This window comes from Oceanospirillum sp. (assembly GCF_982874595.1).
In genome coordinates this window covers 1-23,406 of the sequence record NZ_CEYNZH010000054.1, presented here as the reverse complement: position 1 = coordinate 23,406, position 23,406 = coordinate 1, and the positions used below count along the sequence as shown (strand labels likewise).

The following is a 23,406-nucleotide window of genomic DNA, read 5'->3' as shown; positions in this document are numbered from 1 at the left end:
TCTACAATCTGAAAACAACAATCCATTGATATCAGTTTTTTTGCTTTATAATCATAAGGTTATAAAAACAAAAAAGGCGCAACCTTGCGGTCACGCCCAATTAATTGTCTACGATACAGTTACCTTTGAAACTTTAAATCCGGTAAGTGTCTGCAATTACTACACCGATAACGCCACCAACGTACCAAGGGACAAGAGAAATCGCCCTAAGCAATCGTGCGCTGAATAATCTCGGCAATTTTAGAAGGCTTCTGAAACGGCAAAGAGTGATCGGTACCGCCGATTTCATGAAATTGCCAGTCTTCACGCTCTGCGGCGATCTGCTGATGACAGGCTTTCATCGATTCCAGACTCTTACCGCCAACAAAACTGTCTACATTCTCCTGAACCGACAAAATAGAAGCACGATCAAGACGCTGCACCGCATCGGTCACCGCATCAAGAGCGTATGACAAACCCAGTACACGGTTTTTAAGACGGTGAACGGTCGCATGCTCTACCCGGGCCGATTTGGAGCGCTTCGGTGAAATCAGATCCAGAAATTGCGTAATACCTTTCTCGACCGGTTCTTCAGTGCGCATCATCTGAGCCGCCACAGAATAGTTACCGCGTACTTCACGCATCTCATCAAGATCGGGCCGCTCTAATAAGGCAGGCTCCAGCAGATAGGTCTTTTTGAACGCGACAGGACGCTGCTGCTTTAACAGCATGGCGACCAGACCGCCAAATGAGTATCCCGCCAGATCAGATTCAAACCAGCCAAGATAATCCAGCAGCGCGGAAACATCACCAACGACCTCTTCTACAGTGAAAGCACTTTCCTCACGACCTTCCGGTAGCGGAACACTCTGCCCCATTCCTCTGAGATCCGGCACCAGCAGGGTTCCCCAATGGCTCAGATGTCGCAACATAGGTTCCCAGGTAAAGCCTCCGTCAACCCCTGCACCATGCAGCATGAGTATCTTTCGGCCATCCGGGTTGTGCAGATTGCGGTAGACGCGATAGTAGATACGGTAATCCGGGCGATCCAACGAAGCGGTTTCACACTGATAATGTTCTGACATTGAGATACCTTAAAAATAAACAACAGACAGAGCGGTCGATAATGCAGGCAAAAATAGGCTGCCTGAAAAAAAGCCGTTAGAATAGCGCGTTTTACAGACAACTGCCTTTTATTATCCGGCAGCGGCGACTCCTTCATCTATTGTTTAATTTATGACTCAACTCTGCACCCGATCACTGCCCTATCGTTCCGGGGTCGACTATTTTGAGCGTATCCGCCATCTGGATGCGCCAGTTTTACTCGACAGTAATAAACCGGACAGCCCATCCGGCCGCTATGACATCATCAGTGCCAATCCGGTTAAAAAGATTCAAAGCTCTGCCAACAGTCTGACTCAACTGCAGCAGCTGCTGGACAGCCTCAGCACCAGTCATCGTGTTGAGGCAACCGACAAAACCCTCTACCACCTTCCTTTTATAGGCGGTTTTATCGGCGGCCTGAGTTATGACCTGGGTCGTGAGCTGGAAACCCTGCCAGACTCAGCGGAGGATGATTGCCATTTCCCATCGATCATCGGTGGCATCTATCTCTGGGCGGTGGTTGTCGACCATGAGCACCAGATCGCGGAACTCGTTGCGCCAGCGTCCGAGGCCGATGAGCTTGAGGCCCTGCTGAGCAGAACAAACGATCGCGACAAGCCCGCACCTTTCTCTCTGACAACCCCCTTTACCGCCAACCTGAGCTGGCCGGAGTATAAAAGCCGGTTTGAGAAGATCATGGCGTATATCCGTTCCGGAGATTGCTATCAGATCAACTTTGCTCAGCGCTTTCAGGCTAAGGCCACAGGTGACAGCTGGCAAGCCTATCTGAAGATGCGTGCAGCAACCCCTGCTCCCTTCAGCGCCTATCTGGACTTTGATCAGTTTAAGATTCTCAGTGTTTCGCCAGAGCGCTTTATGCAGCTGCATGCGGGGCATGTTGAAACCAAGCCGATTAAAGGCACCGCCCCCCGATCCGGTGATGCCCGGGAAGACCGGCATATTGCCGAGACGCTGCAGAACAGCATCAAGGACAGAGCTGAGAATCTGATGATTGTTGACCTGCTGCGCAATGATCTGGGGCGTGTCTGCGAACCGGGTTCGGTCAGAGTACCGGCGCTTTTTGCTCTGGAAAGCTACGCCAATGTGCACCATCTGGTCAGCACCGTAGAGGGCGAACTGCCTGCGAATAAAAATGCCGTTGATCTGCTGGCAGCCAGCTTCCCCGGTGGCTCTATTACCGGCGCACCTAAGATTCGCGCCATGGAGATTATCGACGAGCTGGAACCCCAGCGCCGTGCGATCTATTGCGGATCAGTGGCCTATATCAGCTTCAATGGCAGAATGGATAGCAGCATCACCATTCGCACTCTGCTGGAATCGGTGCAAGACAACCCTGAAACGGGTGAGACGGAAAGCCGTCTTGACTGTTGGGGCGGCGGCGGCATTGTCTACGACTCCGTGGCCGAGAGTGAGTATCAGGAGACCCTGCATAAGGTAGGTAAGATTCTGCAATCCCTGCAGCCGGATTTTAAAACTCAGATATGAAAATCAAGGTTCACAGCCGGTATATTCAAATGAAAAGCCGACAACATGCGGCACCATGCCCCCTAAAGTCCATCCTGTCTCCCCCCGAGAACTGGCCCCTTCGCCGTCAAGATGCAATCCCCTTGTGGGACACAGCATCTTATTCATGAATAAAAAATACAGCTTTATTAAAAAATAAAGCCTATACTAAAGCAGCCGCAGCTAATCTAGCTTATAATTAATCAGCTGCTTAGTGATAAGCTGCCATGAATAAATACCCTCCGTTTCGAGTAACGGACAAAACCTCTCCTCTGCCGGAGCCTGAAAGTATGACAAAAAAAATAAAATCGGCAGCCTACCTGCTACAAACCAGCATGTTGCTGCTGCTCTGCTTTTTTGCACTTGAGCAACCCCTACTGATCGCAGGTATCATTGTCCAATTGGCCCTGTCCGCGTTGTGGTTTTACAACCAACGTCTAACGGCCGAAAAAATACATTTTTACGAGCAGATTGTTGACGCCATAGAAAACCCGCTATCGGTTACCGATTTAGATATGAAATGGACCTTTGTCAATAAAGCGGCTACAGACCCTCTGGGCGTTACCCGGGAATCTGTACTAGGCAGCAACTGCCATAACTGGGGAGCCAACATCTGCCAAACTGAAAAATGTGGTATTAACTGCCTGCGTCAGGGCCAAAGCACCACCTTTTTCAATCAGTGGGATAAAGATTTTAAAGTAACGACTAAGTATCTTGTTGGCCTGAACGGTGAAAAAATCGGTCATGTTGAAATCGTTCAGGACATTTCTGAAAAAACCGCTCTGCAGAATGTGTATCAGGATCTGATCCGTGTCGGAAGCCACCTGACTGAGCGGAGTCAGGGATTGAATCTTGCCAGCGACTCTCTGAGCCAAGGCGTATCCCAACAGGCATCGGCCGTAACCCAGATTGGCGTATCTCTGGACTCTACAGTTGCTGACGCCAACCTCAATGCCAAACGCGCTACGATGGCTAGTCAGTTGGCAGATCAGGCCAGCCAGCTTTCAGAGAAGGCCGCACAGGATATGAATGAGTTTGAAAGCACCATGGCTGACATCACCCAATCCAGTGAAGCGATCGGAGAAATTATTCAGGTTATCGACGACATCGCGGCTCAAACCAATCTGCTTGCTCTAAACGCCTCCATCGAAGCAGCCAGGGCCGGAGAGATGGGACGAGGTTTTGCAGTTGTTGCCGATGAAGTTCGTCAATTAGCAGAGCGCAGCACCAAAGCCGCTCAACAATCCTCTGAACATCTGCAGCAATCTATTAACAGTGTGGGACAGGGTAATCGAATCGCTGTACGTTGCGTGCAATCCCTGCAGAATGTCGTACAGCAATTAGCAGAGATCAACCGAACTGTTGCCGAGATTGATCAGAACTCAAATCAGCAGGCACAACATCTGGACCAGATACATCAGAGCATTTCTGAGATTGATGAAGTCGTGCATCGTTCTGCTACATCGGCAGAAGAAACCCGAAACGTAGCTAATGAGTTCAGTCAACTGTCAAAAGATATGGAAAACCAGCTTAAAGGAATCAGCAAGATTGAGGGATTAATAACCTCAGCCAGTGCAGGCAATAAGATTGAGGCTACTCAAATCTCCTGAAAGTCGTCTGAATCTACTTAAAAAAACAAAAGCCGGTATCAATGAGATACCGGCTTTTTGTCAATATTTCTACCTGCGATGATTATGCTACAGGCTTAGACTCAGCGTCATCCTGAGAATCAGCTACACTGCTCTCTTCAGAAACATCCTCTCCCGGATCGTCATTATCCTTGTAGTAATCATGCAGATGACGTAATAACACCATAACCACAGCCGCAACCGGTAGTGCGATCAAAACCCCCACAAAACCCGCCAACTGGCCACCAGCCATAATGGCAAAAATGACCGTTACCGGATGCAGGCCAATTTTATCACCAACCAACAGAGGGGTTAGTGCAAAGCTCTCCAACAGCTGGCCAATGCCAAACACCATAGCGATCCAGACCAGCGGTAACCAATCACCAAACTGAAACCAGCCTGCTAACAGACCGGCACCGATACCAATGATAGCCCCCAAATAAGGAACAATACTGGCAAGCCCCGCAATCAACCCTACCAACAAAGCCAGCTTAAGTCCCACCAGCCACAAACCTGTTGCATAGATCACACTCAGACAGAGCATCACCAACAGCTGCCCCTTAATAAAAGCCCCTAAGACCTCATCACACTCCATCGCAAGTGCTTCGGTCCTATCCTGATAACGACGAGGAAAAAGATTTAGCACCTTAAGTTTCAGATGATCCCAATCCAGTAAAAGATAGAAAGTAACCACAGGAATCAGACCGATATTCACAACCGCTCCAACCAGAGCCATCCCTGACTGGCCAAGCTCCTTAAGAATAACACCCGCTACGGAACCAGCCTGCTGAAGATGACCCGTGATCGCTTTCTGAATAGTATCTAACTCGAAAGAATCCGCTTCAATACCTGTATATTGCTCCAGCAACGGCAGCGCTGTTGACTGAAACCAATGAACAGCCACAGGAATAAACTCCTGAATCAACGTCAGCTGACGGCCAAGCAGAGGAATAAGAAACAACAGAAAAAGAACAAAGAAAAGCGACAGTAAGAAAAATACTAAAACAACCGAGAATCTGCGTGACAAGCCTCTATCCTCAAGCCAATCAGCAAAAGGATCACCCATATAAGCCAAAAACATCCCGGCCAGAAACGGCATCAGAATCGGCTGAAGCAGATATAACAAAACAACAGCAGACACTAAAGCCACTGCAATAATTCTTTGCTGAATACTACCCATGGCAAACACCCTTCATAACAAACTCCATCTCGCCACTTTTACCCCAGCTGGCACAGGGGCTGTATCAATAAATAGGTTCGCAAAAAAGCCGATGACAAGCACCGGCTTACGATTGCAACAGGGCGCAGGAAAGTCAGGGACGCCAGAAGAAGCTTTGCTCAACGCCCTCAAAACCGGAGTTATCGGGTTCCAAATACGAGTCCAGTGCCAAGACAGACAGAAACTGTTCAACAGCCCCTTTCAACGCTACCCGATAAGCCACCCCGGTTTCATCAACACGGGCAACCTCAACCCGACCCACAACTTGCAGGCTGTTGAGATAATGATTCAATTTCGCGTAATCCTCAACGGACTTAAGGCCAACGACTTTAAAAGCATAGTCGCCAGAACTGGCCCCACTTACAACCACTGCGTACTTCTCCGCCAGAACTTCAGCCAGAGCATCAACAGATTTAGCAAACAGCTCACGAACCTCGTTAGCCTTCAGTTCAATCGCCTGGCGCTGACTACCAATCTGTACCAACCAGTATGCACTCCATCCGGAACCCGACCGATAAAAGCGACCACTGTAAACCGCATCCGGAGAATAACGTACGGATGCTGCGCTGATTCGGTCACTGAACTGCCCCCAGACATCACTCACACTGACCAACTGCTCATCCTCAAGATCCATCAGAGGCAGCAGAATAGGCACACCACGGCGTCTGGCTTCAGCATCTAATACCTCAGCCAACAGAGGATTATTCTCACTGTTTACTACGAAGCGACCATTAGGCCCCTGAATGGCCAGCCAGGTCAGCACACTGGGACGATTACTCCCCCAAACAGAAAGACGCGCGCGGCTCAGCACCTTAATTAAAGAAGGCCCATCAAAACGCATTCTAAGACGGAATGCAGCCTGGTCTGCACCCGACTCGTTTTCATTCACACGATAAGAAAACTGAGCCAGATAACTTTCAGCACGCTCAAGCAATGCCTGAACAGCATCATGTTCCAGAGTACGCTTGTGTCCGGAAACCCGAACCAACACTTCAGCAAGCCCAGCCTTTACCGCAGCCGAACGTTGCTCGGCCGATTGATCCGAAACTAAACGCTCACTCTCAAACAACCCATCAATCTGCACAGCCATCGCCGGTAACGATATCAGCAGTCCCAGCCACACAGCGATCACGCTGCGAATCCAACCCTTAAACATGCAAACCTCTTTTACCTTGGCATTCCAGTTGGCGAACATTCTACCCGAAGCAGGCACCCAACACAGCCCGCAGCGAAAAAGAATCATCAGGAGCATTGCCTCCCAAACTCACCGCCATAAAGCACCAACAGACAAGCACCACAAAAAAAGACTGGCATTTCCTAAAGGCGAGTGACCCCTGCGATGAGGTAGGGTACAATCCCGCGCTGATTATCCTATTGCGATTCCACAGGATCCTTCATGAGCACCGACACGCAAAAATCGATTAGTTACAAAGACGCTGGCGTTGATATCGACGCGGGCAACGCCCTGGTTGAACGTATTAAAGGTACTGCCAAGAAAACCCGCCGCCCGGAAGTACTGGGAGGCCTGGGAGGTTTTGGTGCACTTTGTGAACTGCCAACCCGCTATCGCGAACCTGTTCTGGTTTCCGGAACCGACGGTGTAGGCACCAAGCTTCGCCTGGCGATGGATCTGAAAAAACACGACACCATCGGTATCGACCTGGTTGCCATGTGTGTAAACGATCTGATTGTTTGCGGTGCAGAGCCTCTCTTCTTCCTGGATTACTATGCAACCGGCAAGCTGAATGTTGATATTGCTGCCGATGTCGTAAACGGCATCGGTGAAGGCTGCCTGCAGTCAAACGCAGCGCTGGTCGGCGGTGAAACTGCTGAAATGCCGGGTATGTATGAAGGTGAAGATTACGATCTGGCCGGTTTCTGTGTCGGTGTTGCTGAAAAGAGCGAAGTGATCGACGGCTCTAATGTTAAAACAGGTCAGGCTCTGATCGGTCTGGCATCAAGCGGCCCTCACTCCAACGGCTACTCTCTGATCCGCAAGATTATCGAAGTCACCAATGCAGACCTGAACGAAGAGATCGATGGTCAGTCACTGGCCGATGCCCTGATGGCCCCGACGCGCATCTACGTGAAGCCGGTTCTGAAACTGATCAGTGAACTGCCGGTTCATGCGATCTCTCACATCACCGGTGGCGGCCTGCAGGAAAACCTGCCTCGCGTACTGCCTGAGAATGCCAAGGCAGTTGTTGATCTGAACAGCTGGCAACGCCCTGAAGTCTTCAACTGGCTACAGCGCGGCGGCAATGTCGACGAGTACGAAATGTACCGCACCCTGAACTGCGGTGTTGGTATGATCATCGTTGTCGATCAGGATAAAGCACAGCAAGCGATCGACCTGCTGAATGCTGAAGGCGAAAAAGCATGGCAGATCGGCCACATCGCTGAAGCATCTGCCGATGAAGAACAGGTAGAACTGCAGGGCCTGAAAAAGTAATGTCCGGCTCTATCGTTATTCTGATCTCTGGCAGCGGCAGCAACATGCAGGCGATCATCGACGCTGTAGATAGTGGCGAGATCCCCGGTCACATCAGCGCGGTTATCAGCAACCGCCCTGATGCCTTCGGTCTGGAACGCGCTCAGGCTGCGGGTATTCATACTGAACTGCTGGACCACACTGAATTCAAAAGTCGCGAGATTTTTGACCTGAACCTGATCCGTAAAATTGATGATCATGAACCCGATCTGGTGATCCTGGCTGGCTTTATGCGCATCCTGACACCGGATTTTGTTCGTCGCTACAGCGGCAAGCTGATCAACATCCACCCATCTCTTCTGCCCAAGTATCAGGGGCTTCATACGCACAAACGCGCCATTGAAGCCGGTGATACTGAGCATGGTGCCAGCGTGCACTTTGTTACCGAAGAGCTGGATGGTGGCCCGGTCTTTATTCAGGCCTCTGTGCCGATTAAAGAAGGCGACACGCCGGAACTACTGGCAAAACGGGTACTGACTCAGGAACACAAAATCTTCCCGATCGCAGTTAAGTGGTTTATGGAAGGTCGTGTTCAACTGGAAAACGGCATTCCACATATGGATGGCGTATCCTTAGAAGGCAGAATTCCCCGTCTGCAAGCAGAGCCCACTGAAGAGTAAACTCTGATCTTATCGAACACCCAAGGCACCAAAGGAGGCGTGCAATGCTGAAATGGATACTACTTTTAACCCTAGGGCTATTTGCAGTTCCCAGCTTCGCGCTTCCCCCTCTTAAGCCCTATAGCGCCACCTATAAGACAACCTACGAGCTAGGCTTCAGTATTGATGTTGAAGCCAAACGCACCTTATCCCGCAAAAGCAACGGACAGTGGGTTCTCGATTTTAGCGCCAAAAACTGGTTTGCCCGCATTCAACAAACCAGCACCTTCCTGCTTGACCCTGAAACCCAATTAAAACCCCTGCTCTATCGGCGCTACCAAAAAGTTTTCGGTAAAAGCGAAGAACAAAAAGTGATCTTCCACTGGGATCAGCAAAGAGTCACTAACGATATTGACAATAAACCCTGGAAGATGGACATCCCATTCAATGCGCAGGATCTTCTCAGCTATCAGCTGAAGCTTCGGTATGACCTGTTAAAGCACCCTGAGCAGAAACTGTTTAAATACCCTGTTGCCGATGGCGGAAAGATAAAGTTCTTTACCTTCCGTGTTGTAGGCGAAGAGATTATCAAAACTCCCATGGGCCGCCTGAAAACCATTAAACTGGAAAGTCTGCGGCATTCCAAAATGGATGTAGAGCATCTGGTCTGGCTGGCAAAAGACTGGGACAACCTGCTGGTACGCATTGAACCGGTGCGCAACAAAGATGATGAAGAACCTGTCATTCTGGTCAAAGCAAAATTAGCAGGAAAAAAAGTCACCGGACTTTAAGTGTTCTTAGCCAAAGCTGAAAACCAACACCAAGCTGAATATTACAAACCAGAAACGCAACACCACCCTGTATTGGCTTTTCCGGAAAGAGTCGCTGAAGCCAGCAGGCACTGATTTCGGCAGGCACAAAAAAAGCACCAATCGGTGCTTTTTTTGATACTCGCGACTCAGGCCTGAATCAGGTTTTCGGCAGTGTTACCCCGGTCTGTCCCTGATACTTACCGCCGCGATCCTTATAAGAGGTCTCGCAGACTTCGTCAGACTCAAAGAACAGCATCTGAGCAACACCTTCATTGGCATAGATCTTAGCCGGAAGATTGGTGGTGTTAGAGAACTCCAGCGTAACGTGACCTTCCCACTCAGGCTCCAGCGGCGTTACGTTCACGATAATACCGCAACGGGCGTAGGTGGATTTACCCAGACAAACCGTCAGCACATTACGGGGAATACGAAAATACTCAACGGTGCGCGCCAGGGCAAAGGAGTTTGGCGGGATAATACACACATCGCTTTTGATATCGACAAAACTGTTTTCATCGAAGTTTTTCGGATCTACCGTCGCCGAGTGGATGTTTGTAAACACCTTAAACTCATCCGCACAACGTACATCATAGCCGTAGCTGGACGTACCAAAGGAGATCACACGCTGACCATCAACGTAACGTACCTGCTCAGACTCAAACGGTTCGATCATTGCGTCAGACTCTGCCATGCGGCGAATCCACTTATCAGACTTAATGGCCATAAACTTCCTACGTGTTAGATTTAAAAAAGCGTTTGAATGATACAGGGTTGATTGCCAATGCAAAAGCACCATGTATCAGTCTTAAATAGCGGAATATATGCGTACACTCTAGCTGGCCGTACGCTTCCGATTCAAGCCCAGTGATTGTTACCCGAACATAAATAGCGCCACATCAACTAAAGACACTGCAAGGAGCCACCATGCGTATCGATTTTGACACTTTAAGTCCCAACCAAGCTTACCACCTGATGACTCAGACGATTATTCCGCGTCCGGTCGCCTGGGTACTGACCGCCAACGAAACCTCCGGCTACAATCTGGCGCCCTTCTCCTTCTTCAATGCCATCTGCAGTAATCCGCCACTGGTGATGTTCTCTGCAGGCAAAAAACCGGATGGCACCCCCAAAGACACGCGGCACAACCTCAGCCAGAACAAACAGCTGGTGATTCATATCCCCTCTGTCGATCAGGCAGAAGAAGTGACCGAAACCGCCCGCACGTTAGAGTATGGTGACTCTGAACTGTACAAAATCCAGCATCCTTTGGTGAACGAACCGGGCTGGGATCTGCCCCGCCTTGAGAAGGCACCGGTTGCCATGCTGGCAGAACTGACCGACCTGCATGAGGTCGGCCCCAACAAACAGGCGATCTTCTACTGTGAGATCAAAGCGCTGTATGTAAGAGATGATCTGGTGGAAGAAGATGCCAAAGGCCGCACCCGAATCGATGCCGCTAAAATGCAACCGCTGGCACGACTGGGCGGTGGTGAATACGCCACTTTCGGGGACGTTTTTAAACTGGATCGCCCAGCTTAAAAAGCGGCTATCGCTTTCTATATAAAAAGCAGAAAAAAAACGGGACAGCTGAATCGACTTCAGCTGCCCCCGTTTATTTTTATCCCGTTAGGCTCAAAGCCTCAATTAGCGGGATTAGCGAATCTGATCAGTCACCAAAGGTGATCGTCGGTACTTCCTGCTCAGCCTTCTCCAGCTGAGCAATCACATTGTCCGCAATATCAGAGAAGAAACCGGCAATCTGACCATCAGGCTCAGCAATAACAGAAGGTTTACCGCTGTCGGCCTGTTCACGAATGGTCGACGTCAACGGCAGCTGACCCAGCAGAACGGTATCGTACTCTTTGGCGATACGTTCACCACCACCTTCGCCAAATACCGGTTCAGTATGACCACATTCGCTGCAGGTATGCAGACTCATGTTCTCTACCACCCCCAGTACAGGGATTTTAACCTTGCGGAACATCTCAACACCTTTTTTGGCATCCAGCAGGGCAATATCCTGAGGCGTGGTCACGATTACCGCACCACTGACCTGAACCTTCTGCGCCAGTGTCAGCTGAATATCACCGGTACCCGGCGGCATATCGATAAACAGATAATCCAGCTCAGGCCAGTCGGTCTGGGTCAGCATCTGTTGGAAAGCACCACTCACCATAGGCCCGCGCCATACCATCGGCGTTTTCTCGGTCACCAGATACGCCATCGACATGGTGTACAGACCCTGCGCCTCAATCGGACCGAAGTTATTACCGTGAGTGGTCTGAGGGCGAACGCCATCGGCAACACCCAGCATCAGCGCCTGACTTGGGCCGTAAACATCCGCATCCAAAAGCCCCACTTTAAAGCCTTTAGCTGCCATCGCCAGCGCCAGATTTGCGGTAACCGTAGACTTACCGACACCACCCTTACCGGATGCCACCGCAACAATTTTTTTCACATCTTCCAGCATAACGACCTCTAGTCTGAATCAGTTATGAGTACACCTGAAGCGATAACACAGCCTTCAGGCTCAAAATCGCAAACCCTTGTTAAAAACAAGGCGTTAGATATTCGTTTTAAAAATTGCTGCTAGCTTACCACAGGCAATAACCCAGTAAAGCACTTGGTTAATAAACCCTATTTTCTATAGTGAAAAACCTCTCGTTCGATTTTCATCCTCAAAAGACAATACAGAGATGAAAATTTTCCTCTCAGTCGCTATAGTTACCGGATTGTTTTTTCATCGGCTGCCCAGCCTGCCTAAGCCTGATCTTTACCAATAGCCGTAAAGCGTCAGCCGCAGCAAAACACAAGGCCAGCCCCATCCGTTCAACACAGAAGCGTAAAGAGACACCATGTCATCAGCTCGTAAAATCCTAGTGACCAGCGCACTCCCTTATGCCAACGGCTCCATTCACCTGGGACACCTGCTGGAATATATCCAGACCGATATCTGGGTTCGTTTTCAGAAACAACGTGGCCACATGTGCTCCTACGTTTGTGCCGATGACGCACACGGTACCGCGATTATGCTGCGTGCCGAGCAGGAAGGTATCACCTCTCAGCAGCTGATCGATAAAGTGAACGAAGAACACCGTGCTGACTTTGACCGTTTTCTGGTGAACTTCGACAACTACTACTCCACGCATTCTGAAGAGAACCGCTATTTTTCTGAACTGATCTACAAACGTCTGCGTGATGCCGGTCATATTGCCACCCGCAATATCACCCAGATGTTTGACCCGGACAAGGGCCTGTTCCTGGCGGATCGCTTCATCAAGGGTACCTGCCCGAAATGTAAAGCCGATGATCAGTACGGTGATAACTGTGAAGCCTGTGGTGCAACTTACACCCCGGCTGAACTGATCGATCCTAAATCAGCCATCTCTGGCGCGACTCCGGTTGAGAAAGAGTCCGAGCACTACTTCTTCAAGCTGCAGGATTTCCAGAGCATGCTCGCTGAGTGGACGCAAAGCGGCACCCTGCACGAACAGATCGCCAACAAGCTGAAAGAGTGGTTAGATGCCGGTCTGCACGAGTGGGATATCAGCCGTGATGCCCCTTACTTCGGTTTTGAGATTCCGGATGCACCAGGCAAATACTTCTACGTTTGGCTGGACGCACCTATCGGCTATATGGCGAGCTTCAAAAATCTGTGCGCCCGTCGTGACGATCTGGAATTTGATGACTACTGGAACAAAGATTCCGAAGCCGAGCTGTACCACTTCATCGGTAAAGACATCATCAACTTCCATGCCCTGTTCTGGCCAGCGATGCTGGACGGTTCCGGCTTTCGCAGACCCACAGCAGTTAACGCCCACGGCTTTTTGACAGTAAACGGTCAGAAGATGTCCAAATCCCGCGGCACCTTTATCAAGGCGCAAACCTTCGCTGAGTTCCTGAACCCGGAATACCTGCGTTACTACTTTGCCGCCAAGCTGACCAGCCGTCCGGAAGATCTGGATCTGAACTTTGAAGACTTCACGGCACGGGTCAACTCCGACCTGATCGGTAAAGTGGTTAACATCGCCAGTCGTTGTGCTGGTTTTGTTAAGAAATCCGGTGGCAAGCTGTCTGATACTTGTGCGGAACAGGCGATGCTGGACGAAGCCATCGCACTGGGCGACCAGATTGCCGAGCACTACGAAAACCGTGACTTTGGCCGCGCGATCCGCCTGATCATGGAACTGGCGGACACCGCTAACGCTTATATCGCCGATAAAGCCCCCTGGTCTCTGGCGAAAGAAGAAGGCAAAGAACAGGAAGTGCTGGATATCTGCTCCGTAGGTATCAACCTGTTCCATCAGCTGGTGACCTATCTGGCACCGGTTCTGCCAGTGATGAGCGAACAGGCTGCCGCCTTCCTGAATGTAGAAAACCTGAACTGGGATGCCCGCAAAGAACTGCTGCAAGGTCACGAGATCAACAAGTTCAAGCCGCTGATGACCCGTGTTGAAAGCGACAGAATCGATGCCATGATCGAAGCCTCCAAAGAAGTTCTGGCCGAAGAGCAGAAACTGAAAGAGCAGCCAACAGGCCCTCTGGCAGACGACCCGATCAGCGATGAAATCGAGTTTGATGATTTCGCCAAACTGGACCTGCGCATTGCGACCATTGTTGCCGCCGATCACGTAAAAGGTGCCGACAAACTGATTCAGCTAACACTGGATCTGGGTGGCGTGACCAAGAACGTCTTTGCCGGGATCAAGTCTGCCTACAAGCCGGAAGATCTGGTAGGCCGTCAGACCGTTATGGTGGCTAACCTGAAGCCCCGCAAGATGCGCTTCGGTCTTTCCGAAGGCATGGTGATGGCCGCAGGCCCAGGTGGCGAAGAGATCTTCCTGCTGACACCTGACGAAGGTGCTCAAAACGGAATGCGCGTCAAGTAAGAGATCCACCACTGCGTGTTTCGAAAAACACCATAAAAAACAGGGGCATATGCCCCTGTTTTTTTATCTACAATTGGGAATATGCATCATTTACATATAACTATTCACTATAAGAAGACCTGTCTTTTTTCTTGTAGGTAATAACTTAAAAAAAGATAATAGTTCGCCTTAAGCTCAGGCCCGAACGTTTAAAGCTGAGGCTGATTCGTGTCAGCGAATCCTGAGCAAAAAACGCTATAATGTTGCCCCCTGACAAACCCTAATTCCTGACGAAGATATGTGATGACTGAATACATCCTGCTCCTGATCAGCACCATTCTGGTGAACAACTTTGTTCTGGTTCAGTTTCTGGGCCTTTGTCCTTTTATGGGGGTTTCCAACAAGCTGGAATCCGCCATGGGTATGTCCCTGGCCACCACGTTTGTACTGACACTTTCCTCTTCCAGCAGTTATCTGGTGTATCACTTCGTACTGGAACCTCTGGGTATCGAATATCTGAAAACCATCGCCTTTATTATGATGATTGCGGTGGTCGTGCAGTTCACCGAAATGGTGGTGCGCAAAACCAGCCCGCTGCTGTATCGGGTTCTGGGTATTTTTCTGCCGCTGATCACCACCAACTGCGCTGTACTGGGTGTGGCACTGCTGAGTCTGAACCGTAACAGCGGTTTTGTTGAAGCGACCATTTACGGCTTTGGTGCTTCCGTAGGTTTCTCTCTGGTACTGGTACTGTTTGCCGCCATGCGCGAGCGTATCGCCGTTGCCGATGTACCGGCACCTTTTAAAGGTTCTTCCATCGCCATGGTAACCGCCGGGCTGATGTCTCTGGCTTTTCTCGGGTTCAGCGGTCTCGTTCAGCTTTAAGCCCATAACCGCGTTAACCGAGAGACCTGATGCTATTAACGATCGCATCAAAAGTCGTACCATCTTTTTTAACCGTTATAACCGGACAAACAGATGACTGAGTTTCTTTCACAACATCCTGTTTTCGCAGCTGTAATCGGACTGCTCACACTGGCAGCCCTGTTCGGCGCCATGCTGGGTTATGCCTCTATCCGCTTTAAGGTGGAAGGCAATCCTATTGTTGACCAGATCGACAGCCTGCTACCGCAAACTCAGTGTGGCCAATGCGGTCACCCCGGTTGCCGCCCATACGCGGAAGCGATCGCTAATGGCGACGATATCAATAAATGTCCTCCCGGTGGCGAAAGCACCATGGAAGCGCTGGCCGATCTGATGGGTCGAGACCCTATGCCGCTGGATGCAGACCCGGACACCATCGGCGTGAAAAAAGTCGCTTATATCCGCGAAGATGAGTGCATCGGCTGCACCAAATGCATCATGGCCTGCCCGGTGGATGCCATTGTCGGTGCTACTAAGCTGATGCACACCGTTATCGAATCTGAATGTACCGGCTGCGACCTGTGTGTCGAGCCTTGCCCTGTAGACTGTATCGATATGCTGCCTGTAGAAACCACAGTGAAAAACTGGGGCTGGAACCGCCCTCAAGGCCCGAATGCCCGCTTTGAACATCAGGTTTTCGCCACCAGCTCAAGCACCTCTGTCAGCGGAGGTACTATCTGATGCGCACACTTTGGGATTTCCACGGCGGTATTCACCCGGACGAAAACAAACAGCAATCCGTACAGCAACCTCTGGCTCAGGCCCCGCTGCCACAAAAAGTGATTCTGCCCCTGCAACAGCATATCGGCGCTCCCGCAGAGCCGATTGTAGCTGTTGGCGACCACGTTAAAACCGGTCAGCTGATCGCCCGTGCCGATGGCTTTATCAGTGCCAATATTCACGCCTCTATTTCCGGTACCGTGACCGCCATTGGCGAACATCCAATTCCCCATGCCTCCGGCATGAATGATCTGTGCATCACCATCGAGTCCGATGGCAAAGATGAATGGGCGATGCTGGAACCGGTGACCGACTGGCAGAATGCCGATGTCGATACCCTGCTTAACGCCATCTCCCAAGCCGGTATCGTGGGTATGGGTGGTGCGGGCTTCCCCACTGCGGTAAAAGCCAAAACCCGGGAACGCCACGCTATTGATACCCTGGTGATTAATGCTGCTGAATGTGAGCCCTACATCACCGCCGACGATATGGCGATGCGCAGCTATCCCCAGCAGCTGGTTTTGGGTGCCCAGATCCTTTGCAAGCTGGTTGTTCCCAGCAGCTGCCTGATCGGTATCGAAGACAACAAACCGGAAGCGATTAAAGCGATGCGGGAAGCCACCAAAGGCACCCATATTGATGTGATCGAAATTCCCACCAAATACCCGTCCGGTGGTGAAAAGCAGCTGATTAAGATCCTGACCGGTCGTGAAGTACCCTCCGGAGGCTTGCCGGCAGATATCGGTGTGGTCTGTCAGAACGTCGGTACCGCCATCGCGATTGCGAAAGCAGTGACACTGGGCGAGCCTCTGATCAGCCGTATCACCACCCTGACCGGCAACGCTATGACCCGCCGTCAGAATGTGGAAGTACGTCTGGGCACCCCGATTCGTGAACTGCTCGACTACGCCGGTTTCAACGCGTCTCTGGCCAGCCGCCTGATCATGGGCGGCCCCATGATGGGCTTTACCCTGACCGGTGATCAGCTACCCGTGGTGAAAACCACCAACTGCCTGCTGGCCCCGACCCATCAGGAGTTCCCGGATCCGGAACCGGAAAGCCCCTGCATCCGTTGCGGCATGTGTGAACAGGCCTGTCCTGCTGATTTGCTGCCACAACAGCTGCACTGGTTTGCCAAAGCGGAAGAGTTTGAAAAAGCGCAGCTGTTTAACCTGTTCGACTGTATCGAATGCGGTGCCTGCGCCTACGTCTGCCCGAGCAGCATCCCTCTGGTGCAGTACTACCGCTTTGCAAAAACCGAGATCCGTAACGAGCAGGAAGAAGCGAAAAAAGCAGAACGCGCTAAGATCCGCTTTGAGCAGCGTCAGGCTCGTCTGGAGCGTGAAGAAGCCGAGAAGATCGCCGCCCGTAACGCTCGTATGGCTGCCGCTGCGGCTAAATCACCTGCCAGCTCGACAACTGCAACGCCTTCTCCTGCGCCTGCCGCAAATGGTCTGGATGAAGCCGCCGCTAAGAAACTTAAGATTCAGCGCGCGGCGGCAAGTGTTGCTCTTAAGAAAGCGGAAAAAGCACTGGCAGATGCCACTGACGAGAACCGCAGCAAGCTGGAGGCGGATCTTAAAGCCGCACAGGACAAGGTTGCCTCTATTGATTCGCAACTGGGCGGCGGTTCGTCAACTGGCGCAACACCGGCTGCCGCAGCTCCTGCAGCAACAACTGCGCAAGCAACCAATCCGAACGGTCTGGATGAAGCGGCACTGAAAAAGCTGAAGATCCAGCGTGCCGCGGCAAGTGTTGCACTCAAGAAAGCAGAAAAAGCACTGGCAGAAGCCACTGATGAGGACAAGTCCAAGCTGGAAACCGATCTGAAAGCCGCTCAGGATAAGGTTGCTGATATCGAGAAACAGCTGGGTATCGCTTCTGTTCCTTCTGCGACAACAGCTTCAGCTCAGGCTGCCCCTGCTGTCGCCAACGAAGAACAGGCAAAAGCCCTGAAGCAGGCCAAGATCGCCGTAGCCGCCAGCAAAGCCGCCATTAAGAAGGCGGAGAAAGCGCTGGTACATGCCCAGCGGGATAATGATCCGGACGAAGTGGCCGCCAAAGAAGCCGCTATCGTGACTGCGAAAGCCAATGCGGTAAAAGCGGAAGAGAAGCTAAAGGCACTGGAAGAAAGTGCTAAAGCGGCTCCGGCTGCCTCTCCCGCACAAACAGCACCTGCAGCTGATTCCGCTGATCAGGAGAAAGCCCTGAAACAGGCTAAAATCGCCGCCGCTGCCAGCAAAGCTGCGATCAAGAAAGCAGAGAAAGCACTGACTGCCGCACAGGAATCCGGTGATGCCGAACAGATCACCGCCTGTGAGACCAAGCTAACAACGGCAAAAGAGAAAGCTCAGCAGGCAGCGGATAAACTGACCGCTCTGCAGAATGCTGCGGCTCAACCGAAAGCCGATACACCTTCTGATGCCGATGCTGTCGCGGATCAGGAAAAAGCGCTGAAACAGGCCAAGATCGCTGCAGCAGCCAGCAAAGCCGCCATCAAAAAGGCGGAGAAAGAGCTGACTGCGGCACAGGAATCCGGTGATGCCGAACAGATCACCGCCTGTGAAGCCAAGCTCAATACCGTAAAAGAGAAAGCGCAGCAGGCGGCCGATAAACTGGCCACCTTGCAGAATAGCGCGGCTGAAACACCTAAAGCAGAATCTCAGCCAGCAGCTGCGGACAATGCCGCTGAAGCGCAGGAAAAGGCGCTCAAGCAGGCAAAAATTATCGCAGCTGCCACCAAAACTGCGCTGAAAAAAGCGGAAAAGCTACTTGCCGAAGCAGAAGCCTCCGGCGATGCTCAGGCGATCAGTGATCAGCAGGTTGTGGTAGAGCGTTGTAAAACCAAATTCGCCGATGCCGAGCAGAAACTGGCTCAGCTAACCGGCACTGAAGTGTGTTAAGGGTCTGAACGATTATGGCATTTATCCGGGTTTCATCCCCCCACCTGCACCGCCCGCTAAGCACCAGCAAGGTGATGCAGACCGTTATTCTGGCAACCCTGCCGGGGCTTGCGGCACTGACCTGGCTGTTTGGCTGGGGTTCAATCATCAATGTGCTGATCGCCTCGGTGTCCGGCCTGCTGTTTGAAGCCGTCATCCTTAAGATGCGCAGCCGCAATCCGCTGCCCGCACTGAAAGACAACAGCGCCCTTTTAACCTGTGTGCTGCTGGGTATCGCACTGCCGCCTCTGGCTCCCTGGTGGCTGGTGGTAACAGGCACCTTTGTCGCCATTGTCATCGCTAAACAGCTCTATGGTGGTCTGGGTAATAACCCCTTCAATCCGGCGATGGTGGCCTATGCCCTGCTGCTGATCTCCTTTCCGGTTGAGATGACCCAGTGGGTAACACCGGCGGCTCTGCTGGATAACGGTGTTTCCCTGAGCCAAAGCCTGTCCGCTGTCTTTGGTGGCGCAGTCAATGCACCGGATGCCTTTACCATGGCAACCCCGCTGGATGGCTTTAAACACAAGGGCGCGCTGATGGCGGATGAATACTGGCAACAGAACGGATTCCAGCCGGAGAAAATCTGGTCCGCATGGGCAACCGTATCGGTCGCCTTTATGGTGGGAGGTTTCTATCTGCTCTGGAAACGCATTTTCACCTGGCATACGCCAGTCGCCATGCTGGGTACTCTGTTTGTACTGTCGCTGCTGTTCTACGGCACCGATGCCAGCAACTACGCCTCCCCTATGGTGCATCTGTTCTCCGGTGCGACCATGTTCGGTGCCTTCTTTATCGCGACTGATCCGGTAACCGCAGCCACCAGTAACAAAGGCAAAATCTGGTTTGGTATCGGTATCGGCGTGCTGATCTATGTGATCCGTACCTGGGGCAACTATCCCGATGCCGTGGCGTTCTCGGTGCTGCTGATGAACTTTGCCGCACCTTTTATCGACTACTACACCCAGCCCCGCAGCTTTGGTCACAACAAAGCGCGCAAAGGCATCAAGAACGAGAAGTAAGGATTTTCAATGCAACACACAGCACCTGAAACTCAGAAACCAGACGATCAGAATGAAGATCAGGCCGCAGAAACCACTCTGCTGCAGTCGGTGATCCGCAGCAGTATTGGCCTGGGTATCTTTGCCATTGTCACCGCTGGTGTCATCGCGGTGACTCAGATCGGTACCAAAGAGAGCATCGCTGAGAATATCCGCCAGTCCCAGACCCGCACCCTGTATGAGATTCTGCCTGCGGATCAGATCGATAATGACCTGCTGAGCGATACCCTGACACTGACACCGAGTCCTATTCTGGGTAATAAAGAGCCGCTGCAGGTTTATGTCGGCCGTAAAACCGGTCAGACCGTGGCGCTGCTGTTCCCGGTGAGCAATCCTAACGGCTACAGCGGCAATATTGATCTGTTAGTCGGTGTTAAGCGCAACGGCGAGCTGGCCGGTGTCCGCGTACTGAACCACAAAGAAACACCGGGACTGGGTGATAAAGTTGAAACCGCCAAATCTGACTGGATTCTGGGCTTTGCCGGTATGTCACTGGAAAATCCCGGGCCGGATGCCTGGAAAGTGAAAAAAGATGGTGGCCAGATCGACCAGTTTACCGGCGCGACCATTACTCCACGCGCGGTGGTGAATCAGACCCGCGCGGTACTGGAATACTTTGCCAAACATAAAGACCGTTTGCTGGAGACGACACCAGCTAACACAGAAATTTTGCAGGAAACCGCTGGTAATCAACAGTAAGCAACTTTTGCTTAAGCCAGCCCGCACAGTCCTGAATTGAGAGTCAAAACCATGAGCGCAACAAAAAGCTATCAGGAAATCACCGCAGACGGTCTCTGGAATAACAACCCGGCGCTGGTTCAGCTGCTGGGTCTTTGCCCCCTGCTGGCGGTAACCGGTTCTGTCGTTAACGCACTGGGGCTGGGTATCGCTACCATTCTGGTACTGGTGGGATCTAACTTGTCGGTGTCCATGATCCGTAACTTTGTGCCGGAGCAGGTGCGTCTGCCCGCCTTTGTCATGATCATCGCCTCTTTTGTGACCTGTGCCGAGCTGCTGATGCAGGCTTTCACCTACGAGCTGTATCTGATTCTGGGTATCTTTATCCCGCTGATCGTAACCAACTGTGTGATTCTGGGTCGTGCCGATGCCTTCGCCAGCAAGAACCCGATTCTGCCTGCGGTCACCGATGGTTTTATGATGGGTATCGGCTTTACCGTGGTACTGGTACTGCTGGGCGGTATGCGTGAGCTGATCGGTCAGGGCACCCTGTTTGAAAATATGCAGCTGCTGTTTGGCCCTATGGCCGCTAACTGGAAGATCGTGGTATTTGAAGACTACAGCTTCCTGTTTGCCATTCTGCCACCGGGTGCATTCGTGGGTATGGGTCTGCTGATCGCCCTGAAAAACATCGTGGATGGTCACCTGAAAGCCCGAGCCGAACGCAACAAGGTGGATGAGCCGAAGCCAACCGTTGACCGTCGCGTGCGCGTTACGGGTTAGTCACGGGTAAAAGAGTCGGTTAAGCAGAAGCTGTTATAGGTCATTCAAATAGGTAAGCGTTATGCCACAGCTGTTTATGGTTTATCTGGGTGGTCGTGCCGGTCAGTGTCATATCGAAGTGCACGATGTGCGCTTTGTGGTGGGCGAGCGCATTGAAGACACCTATCAAGCTCTGATTCAGCAGTGGTATGGCCACAAAAACAACCTGCATCTGGACAGTTATCATATTGTCGATACCGTGCCCGGTGCCGATGGCCGCAGCTATCAGGTTTCCCTTTCTTCCGAACCTGTCGTATCGGATCTGAAACTCTACTTCGTCAATCTGGGCGGATATCAGCCGGATCAGATGGCGGAGCAACACGCCTTCGGTCTTTTTGCCTGCCATAACGATGAAGAAGCCAAGCAGATGGCAAAGCGTCATCTGCTGACCACCGCCAGCCATCAGCACAAAGACAACCTGCATGATGTAGATGACTGCCTGCCGATCTCTCTGCTGGAGAACTGGCATATTCAGCTGACCGCTACCGGCAAACCGGTTAAGCCCCTGCGCCCGGACTGGTTCGGTTATAAGGTGATTGGCTGAGGTGATTGGCTAAGCCGTCCTCTTTTTGGGCCCTCTCTGACACCCTCTTTACGATCTCTTTATCGGCTTCCAAACAGTGTTAGACTGGATTACTTGGTATTCCTTTACACCATAGCCACCGTCAAACATCGACAAGGAAGCAGAGATGTCATCCAGCAAATCTTCAAACACCGCAAGCCATAAAAGCCCGAAATACCAGCGCCAGCAACTGATCCATCAGGAACTGGAACGGGTCGATTTTAAAGATCCGGCTTTGGGCTGCGCCAAACATATCAAGATGGCCACCAACCCCTTTGTCTTTTTGCGGGGTTCCGCCCAGCTGTTTTATGCCGATCTGGCTAAAGGCAATCTGAAACTACCGGAAGCCCTGCTGACCCCACCACTGACCACTATTATGGGCGACTGCCATACCTCTAACTTTGGCTTTCTGAGCGAGGAAGGTGCTCACGGCGAAAGCGTGATCTTTGCCCCCAATGATTTTGATGATGCCTGTGTCGGCCATGCGGCATGGGATCTGGCGCGTTTCTGTACCAGTCTGGCCTTATGTGTGGATTTTGCTGAAGGGGTTCTGGCAGGCCGTTACGCCTTAGAGGAAGCCCTTGATGATGATCAGGCGGTAAGCGCCGCTCAAAGCCGCACAGCGATGACCGCCTTTCTGGAGCAGTATCTGGCGACCTGTCAGCAGTGTGCTGACGATGCCGAGAACCGCAATCAGGTACTGGATGGCTTTAAAAAGAAACATATCCTGAACGCTCCTTATAAAAAGGCGAAAAAGCGTATCTGGGGCGGGAAGAAGTTTCTGGAGAAAAGCTCACTGGCGAAAGAGGTGGATATCAGTCAGCAGCCGCTTCGCTTCCGTGACCGTCCTGAACGCTTTAAGCCTCTGGCAGCAGATGAAGCCCGCGAACTGATCCAGCATTTTGAACCCTATATGGATGACAGCATCCTCGATATTACCGAGCGCCTGAACGCAGGCACCGGCTCGGTGAATATGCGGCGTTTCTACTGCCTTGTGGGGCCGAAAGATTTTGCCTCAGAGGATGATCTGGAGCTGTGCCATCTGGTGGAGATCAAGCGCCAGCGCCATGCCGCGCCGCTGTATCACTTCCCGGAACTGAGCCCGGTCAACCGCCTGAATCCTGCCCACCTGACGGTGCACTGCCAGCAGCGTATGCAACGCAAACCGGATCTGGTACTGGATGAAGCCGAATGGCAGGACGGCCACTGGCTGATCCGCTCCCGACACCACGCCCGCGTGGGGATTGATCCTGAAGATATTGTCTTTGGAGAACAGGCGGTGAACGGCGGTTTTGAACAATACGCAGCGACTTGCGGGCAAGCCCTAGCGCTCGCCCATTGTCGCGGTGACCGACGCTCCACCCGCTTTGAACAGGCAATGGCAGAGGTTCTGCCCGAGCAGATCGAAGCCTTGATCAACGCCTGTGAAGGTTATGCCGAGCAGGTGAAAGAGGATTGCGGGTATTTGCGTGG

General features: G+C 51.8%; 21 protein-coding genes. 16 read left to right on the top strand and 5 right to left on the bottom strand.

Going from position 1 to position 23,406, the window contains the following annotated elements:
- Positions 1-229: hypothetical protein (locus AC4GL5_RS15975; RefSeq protein WP_490383796.1), on the top strand; the 229-nt coding region annotated here is incomplete at its 5' end.
- Here AC4GL5_RS15975 and AC4GL5_RS15970 read toward each other — a convergent pair.
- The gene (locus AC4GL5_RS15970) at positions 207-1,064 is read right to left on the bottom strand and encodes an alpha/beta fold hydrolase (protein ID WP_490383795.1); all 858 of its coding nucleotides are present in this window, start codon (positions 1,062-1,064) and stop codon (positions 207-209) included. The genes AC4GL5_RS15975 and AC4GL5_RS15970 overlap by 23 nt on opposite strands.
- Before the next feature lie 151 nt (positions 1,065-1,215).
- Between AC4GL5_RS15970 and pabB the strand changes: the two genes are divergently transcribed.
- Both pabB and AC4GL5_RS15960 read left to right on the top strand, forming a co-directional pair.
- Positions 1,216-2,589, top strand: a complete 1,374-nt coding sequence (gene pabB / locus AC4GL5_RS15965) for an aminodeoxychorismate synthase component I (protein ID WP_490383794.1) — start codon at positions 1,216-1,218, stop codon at positions 2,587-2,589.
- A 308-nt stretch (positions 2,590-2,897) separates the two neighbouring features.
- Positions 2,898-4,217, top strand: coding sequence for a methyl-accepting chemotaxis protein (locus AC4GL5_RS15960; RefSeq protein ID WP_490383793.1), 1,320 nt, complete (start codon positions 2,898-2,900; stop codon positions 4,215-4,217).
- An 82-nt stretch (positions 4,218-4,299) separates the two neighbouring features.
- Here the strand turns inward: AC4GL5_RS15960 and AC4GL5_RS15955 are convergent, their stop codons facing one another.
- Together AC4GL5_RS15955 and AC4GL5_RS15950 are read right to left on the bottom strand one after the other, a co-directional pair.
- On the bottom strand, positions 4,300-5,415 hold the full coding sequence (locus AC4GL5_RS15955) for an AI-2E family transporter (protein ID WP_490383792.1): 1,116 nt from the start codon (positions 5,413-5,415) through the stop codon (positions 4,300-4,302).
- Between the two features lie 133 nt (positions 5,416-5,548).
- The gene (locus AC4GL5_RS15950) at positions 5,549-6,610 is read right to left on the bottom strand and encodes a DUF2066 domain-containing protein (protein ID WP_490383791.1); all 1,062 of its coding nucleotides are present in this window, start codon (positions 6,608-6,610) and stop codon (positions 5,549-5,551) included.
- 240 nt (positions 6,611-6,850) lie between these two features.
- Here AC4GL5_RS15950 and purM point away from each other — a divergent pair, with 240 nt between their 5' ends.
- From purM to AC4GL5_RS15935, 3 genes are read left to right on the top strand one after another with little or no spacing between them, the layout of a single operon-like run.
- Complete coding sequence (purM, locus tag AC4GL5_RS15945) at positions 6,851-7,906, top strand: phosphoribosylformylglycinamidine cyclo-ligase (RefSeq protein ID WP_490383790.1); 1,056 nt, start codon at positions 6,851-6,853, stop codon at positions 7,904-7,906.
- A complete protein-coding gene (gene purN, locus AC4GL5_RS15940; RefSeq protein ID WP_490383789.1) occupies positions 7,906-8,565 on the top strand; it encodes a phosphoribosylglycinamide formyltransferase in 660 nt (219 codons plus the stop codon). The genes purM and purN overlap by 1 nt, the downstream gene beginning before the upstream one ends.
- A gap of 44 nt (positions 8,566-8,609) precedes the next feature.
- Complete coding sequence (locus AC4GL5_RS15935) at positions 8,610-9,335, top strand: DUF3108 domain-containing protein (RefSeq protein WP_490383788.1); 726 nt, start codon at positions 8,610-8,612, stop codon at positions 9,333-9,335.
- 178 nt (positions 9,336-9,513) lie between these two features.
- On the opposite strand, the gene dcd is transcribed toward AC4GL5_RS15935, so the two are convergent.
- Entirely contained in the window at positions 9,514-10,080 is a 567-nt protein-coding gene (gene dcd, locus AC4GL5_RS15930; RefSeq protein ID WP_086480326.1) for a dCTP deaminase, read from the bottom strand.
- Between the two features lie 200 nt (positions 10,081-10,280).
- Here dcd and AC4GL5_RS15925 point away from each other — a divergent pair, with 200 nt between their 5' ends.
- On the top strand, positions 10,281-10,895 hold the full coding sequence (locus AC4GL5_RS15925; protein WP_490383787.1) for a flavin reductase family protein: 615 nt from the start codon (positions 10,281-10,283) through the stop codon (positions 10,893-10,895).
- 127 nt (positions 10,896-11,022) lie between these two features.
- Here AC4GL5_RS15925 and apbC read toward each other — a convergent pair whose 3' ends face one another.
- Positions 11,023-11,826: an iron-sulfur cluster carrier protein ApbC gene (gene apbC / locus AC4GL5_RS15920; protein ID WP_490383786.1), complete on the bottom strand. Its 804-nt coding sequence runs from the start codon at positions 11,824-11,826 to the stop codon at positions 11,023-11,025.
- 385 nt (positions 11,827-12,211) lie between these two features.
- Between apbC and metG the strand changes: the two genes are divergently transcribed.
- The 9 genes from metG to AC4GL5_RS15875 all read left to right on the top strand — a co-directional run.
- Complete coding sequence (metG, locus tag AC4GL5_RS15915) at positions 12,212-14,245, top strand: methionine--tRNA ligase (protein ID WP_490383785.1); 2,034 nt, start codon at positions 12,212-12,214, stop codon at positions 14,243-14,245.
- 282 nt (positions 14,246-14,527) lie between these two features.
- Positions 14,528-15,109, top strand: coding sequence for an electron transport complex subunit RsxA (gene rsxA, locus AC4GL5_RS15910; RefSeq protein WP_086480330.1), 582 nt, complete (start codon positions 14,528-14,530; stop codon positions 15,107-15,109).
- Positions 15,110-15,202: 93 nt separating this feature from the next.
- On the top strand, positions 15,203-15,829 hold the full coding sequence (rsxB, locus tag AC4GL5_RS15905) for an electron transport complex subunit RsxB (protein ID WP_490383784.1): 627 nt from the start codon (positions 15,203-15,205) through the stop codon (positions 15,827-15,829).
- Positions 15,829-18,771, top strand: a complete 2,943-nt coding sequence (rsxC, locus tag AC4GL5_RS15900) for an electron transport complex subunit RsxC (protein WP_490383783.1) — start codon at positions 15,829-15,831, stop codon at positions 18,769-18,771. Before rsxB ends, rsxC begins: the two co-directional genes overlap by 1 nt.
- A gap of 14 nt (positions 18,772-18,785) precedes the next feature.
- The gene (gene rsxD / locus AC4GL5_RS15895; protein ID WP_490383782.1) at positions 18,786-19,832 is read left to right on the top strand and encodes an electron transport complex subunit RsxD; all 1,047 of its coding nucleotides are present in this window, start codon (positions 18,786-18,788) and stop codon (positions 19,830-19,832) included.
- A gap of 9 nt (positions 19,833-19,841) precedes the next feature.
- On the top strand, positions 19,842-20,570 hold the full coding sequence (gene rsxG, locus AC4GL5_RS15890) for an electron transport complex subunit RsxG (protein ID WP_490383781.1): 729 nt from the start codon (positions 19,842-19,844) through the stop codon (positions 20,568-20,570).
- 51 nt (positions 20,571-20,621) lie between these two features.
- Positions 20,622-21,332, top strand: a complete 711-nt coding sequence (locus AC4GL5_RS15885; RefSeq protein WP_086480335.1) for an electron transport complex subunit E — start codon at positions 20,622-20,624, stop codon at positions 21,330-21,332.
- 61 nt (positions 21,333-21,393) lie between these two features.
- Positions 21,394-21,915 (top strand): DUF1543 domain-containing protein, encoded by a 522-nt coding sequence (locus AC4GL5_RS15880; RefSeq protein ID WP_490383780.1) that lies wholly within the window; start codon positions 21,394-21,396, stop codon positions 21,913-21,915.
- Between the two features lie 145 nt (positions 21,916-22,060).
- On the top strand, positions 22,061-23,406 hold a 1,346-nt coding region (locus AC4GL5_RS15875), incomplete at its 3' end, for a DUF2252 family protein (RefSeq protein ID WP_490383779.1).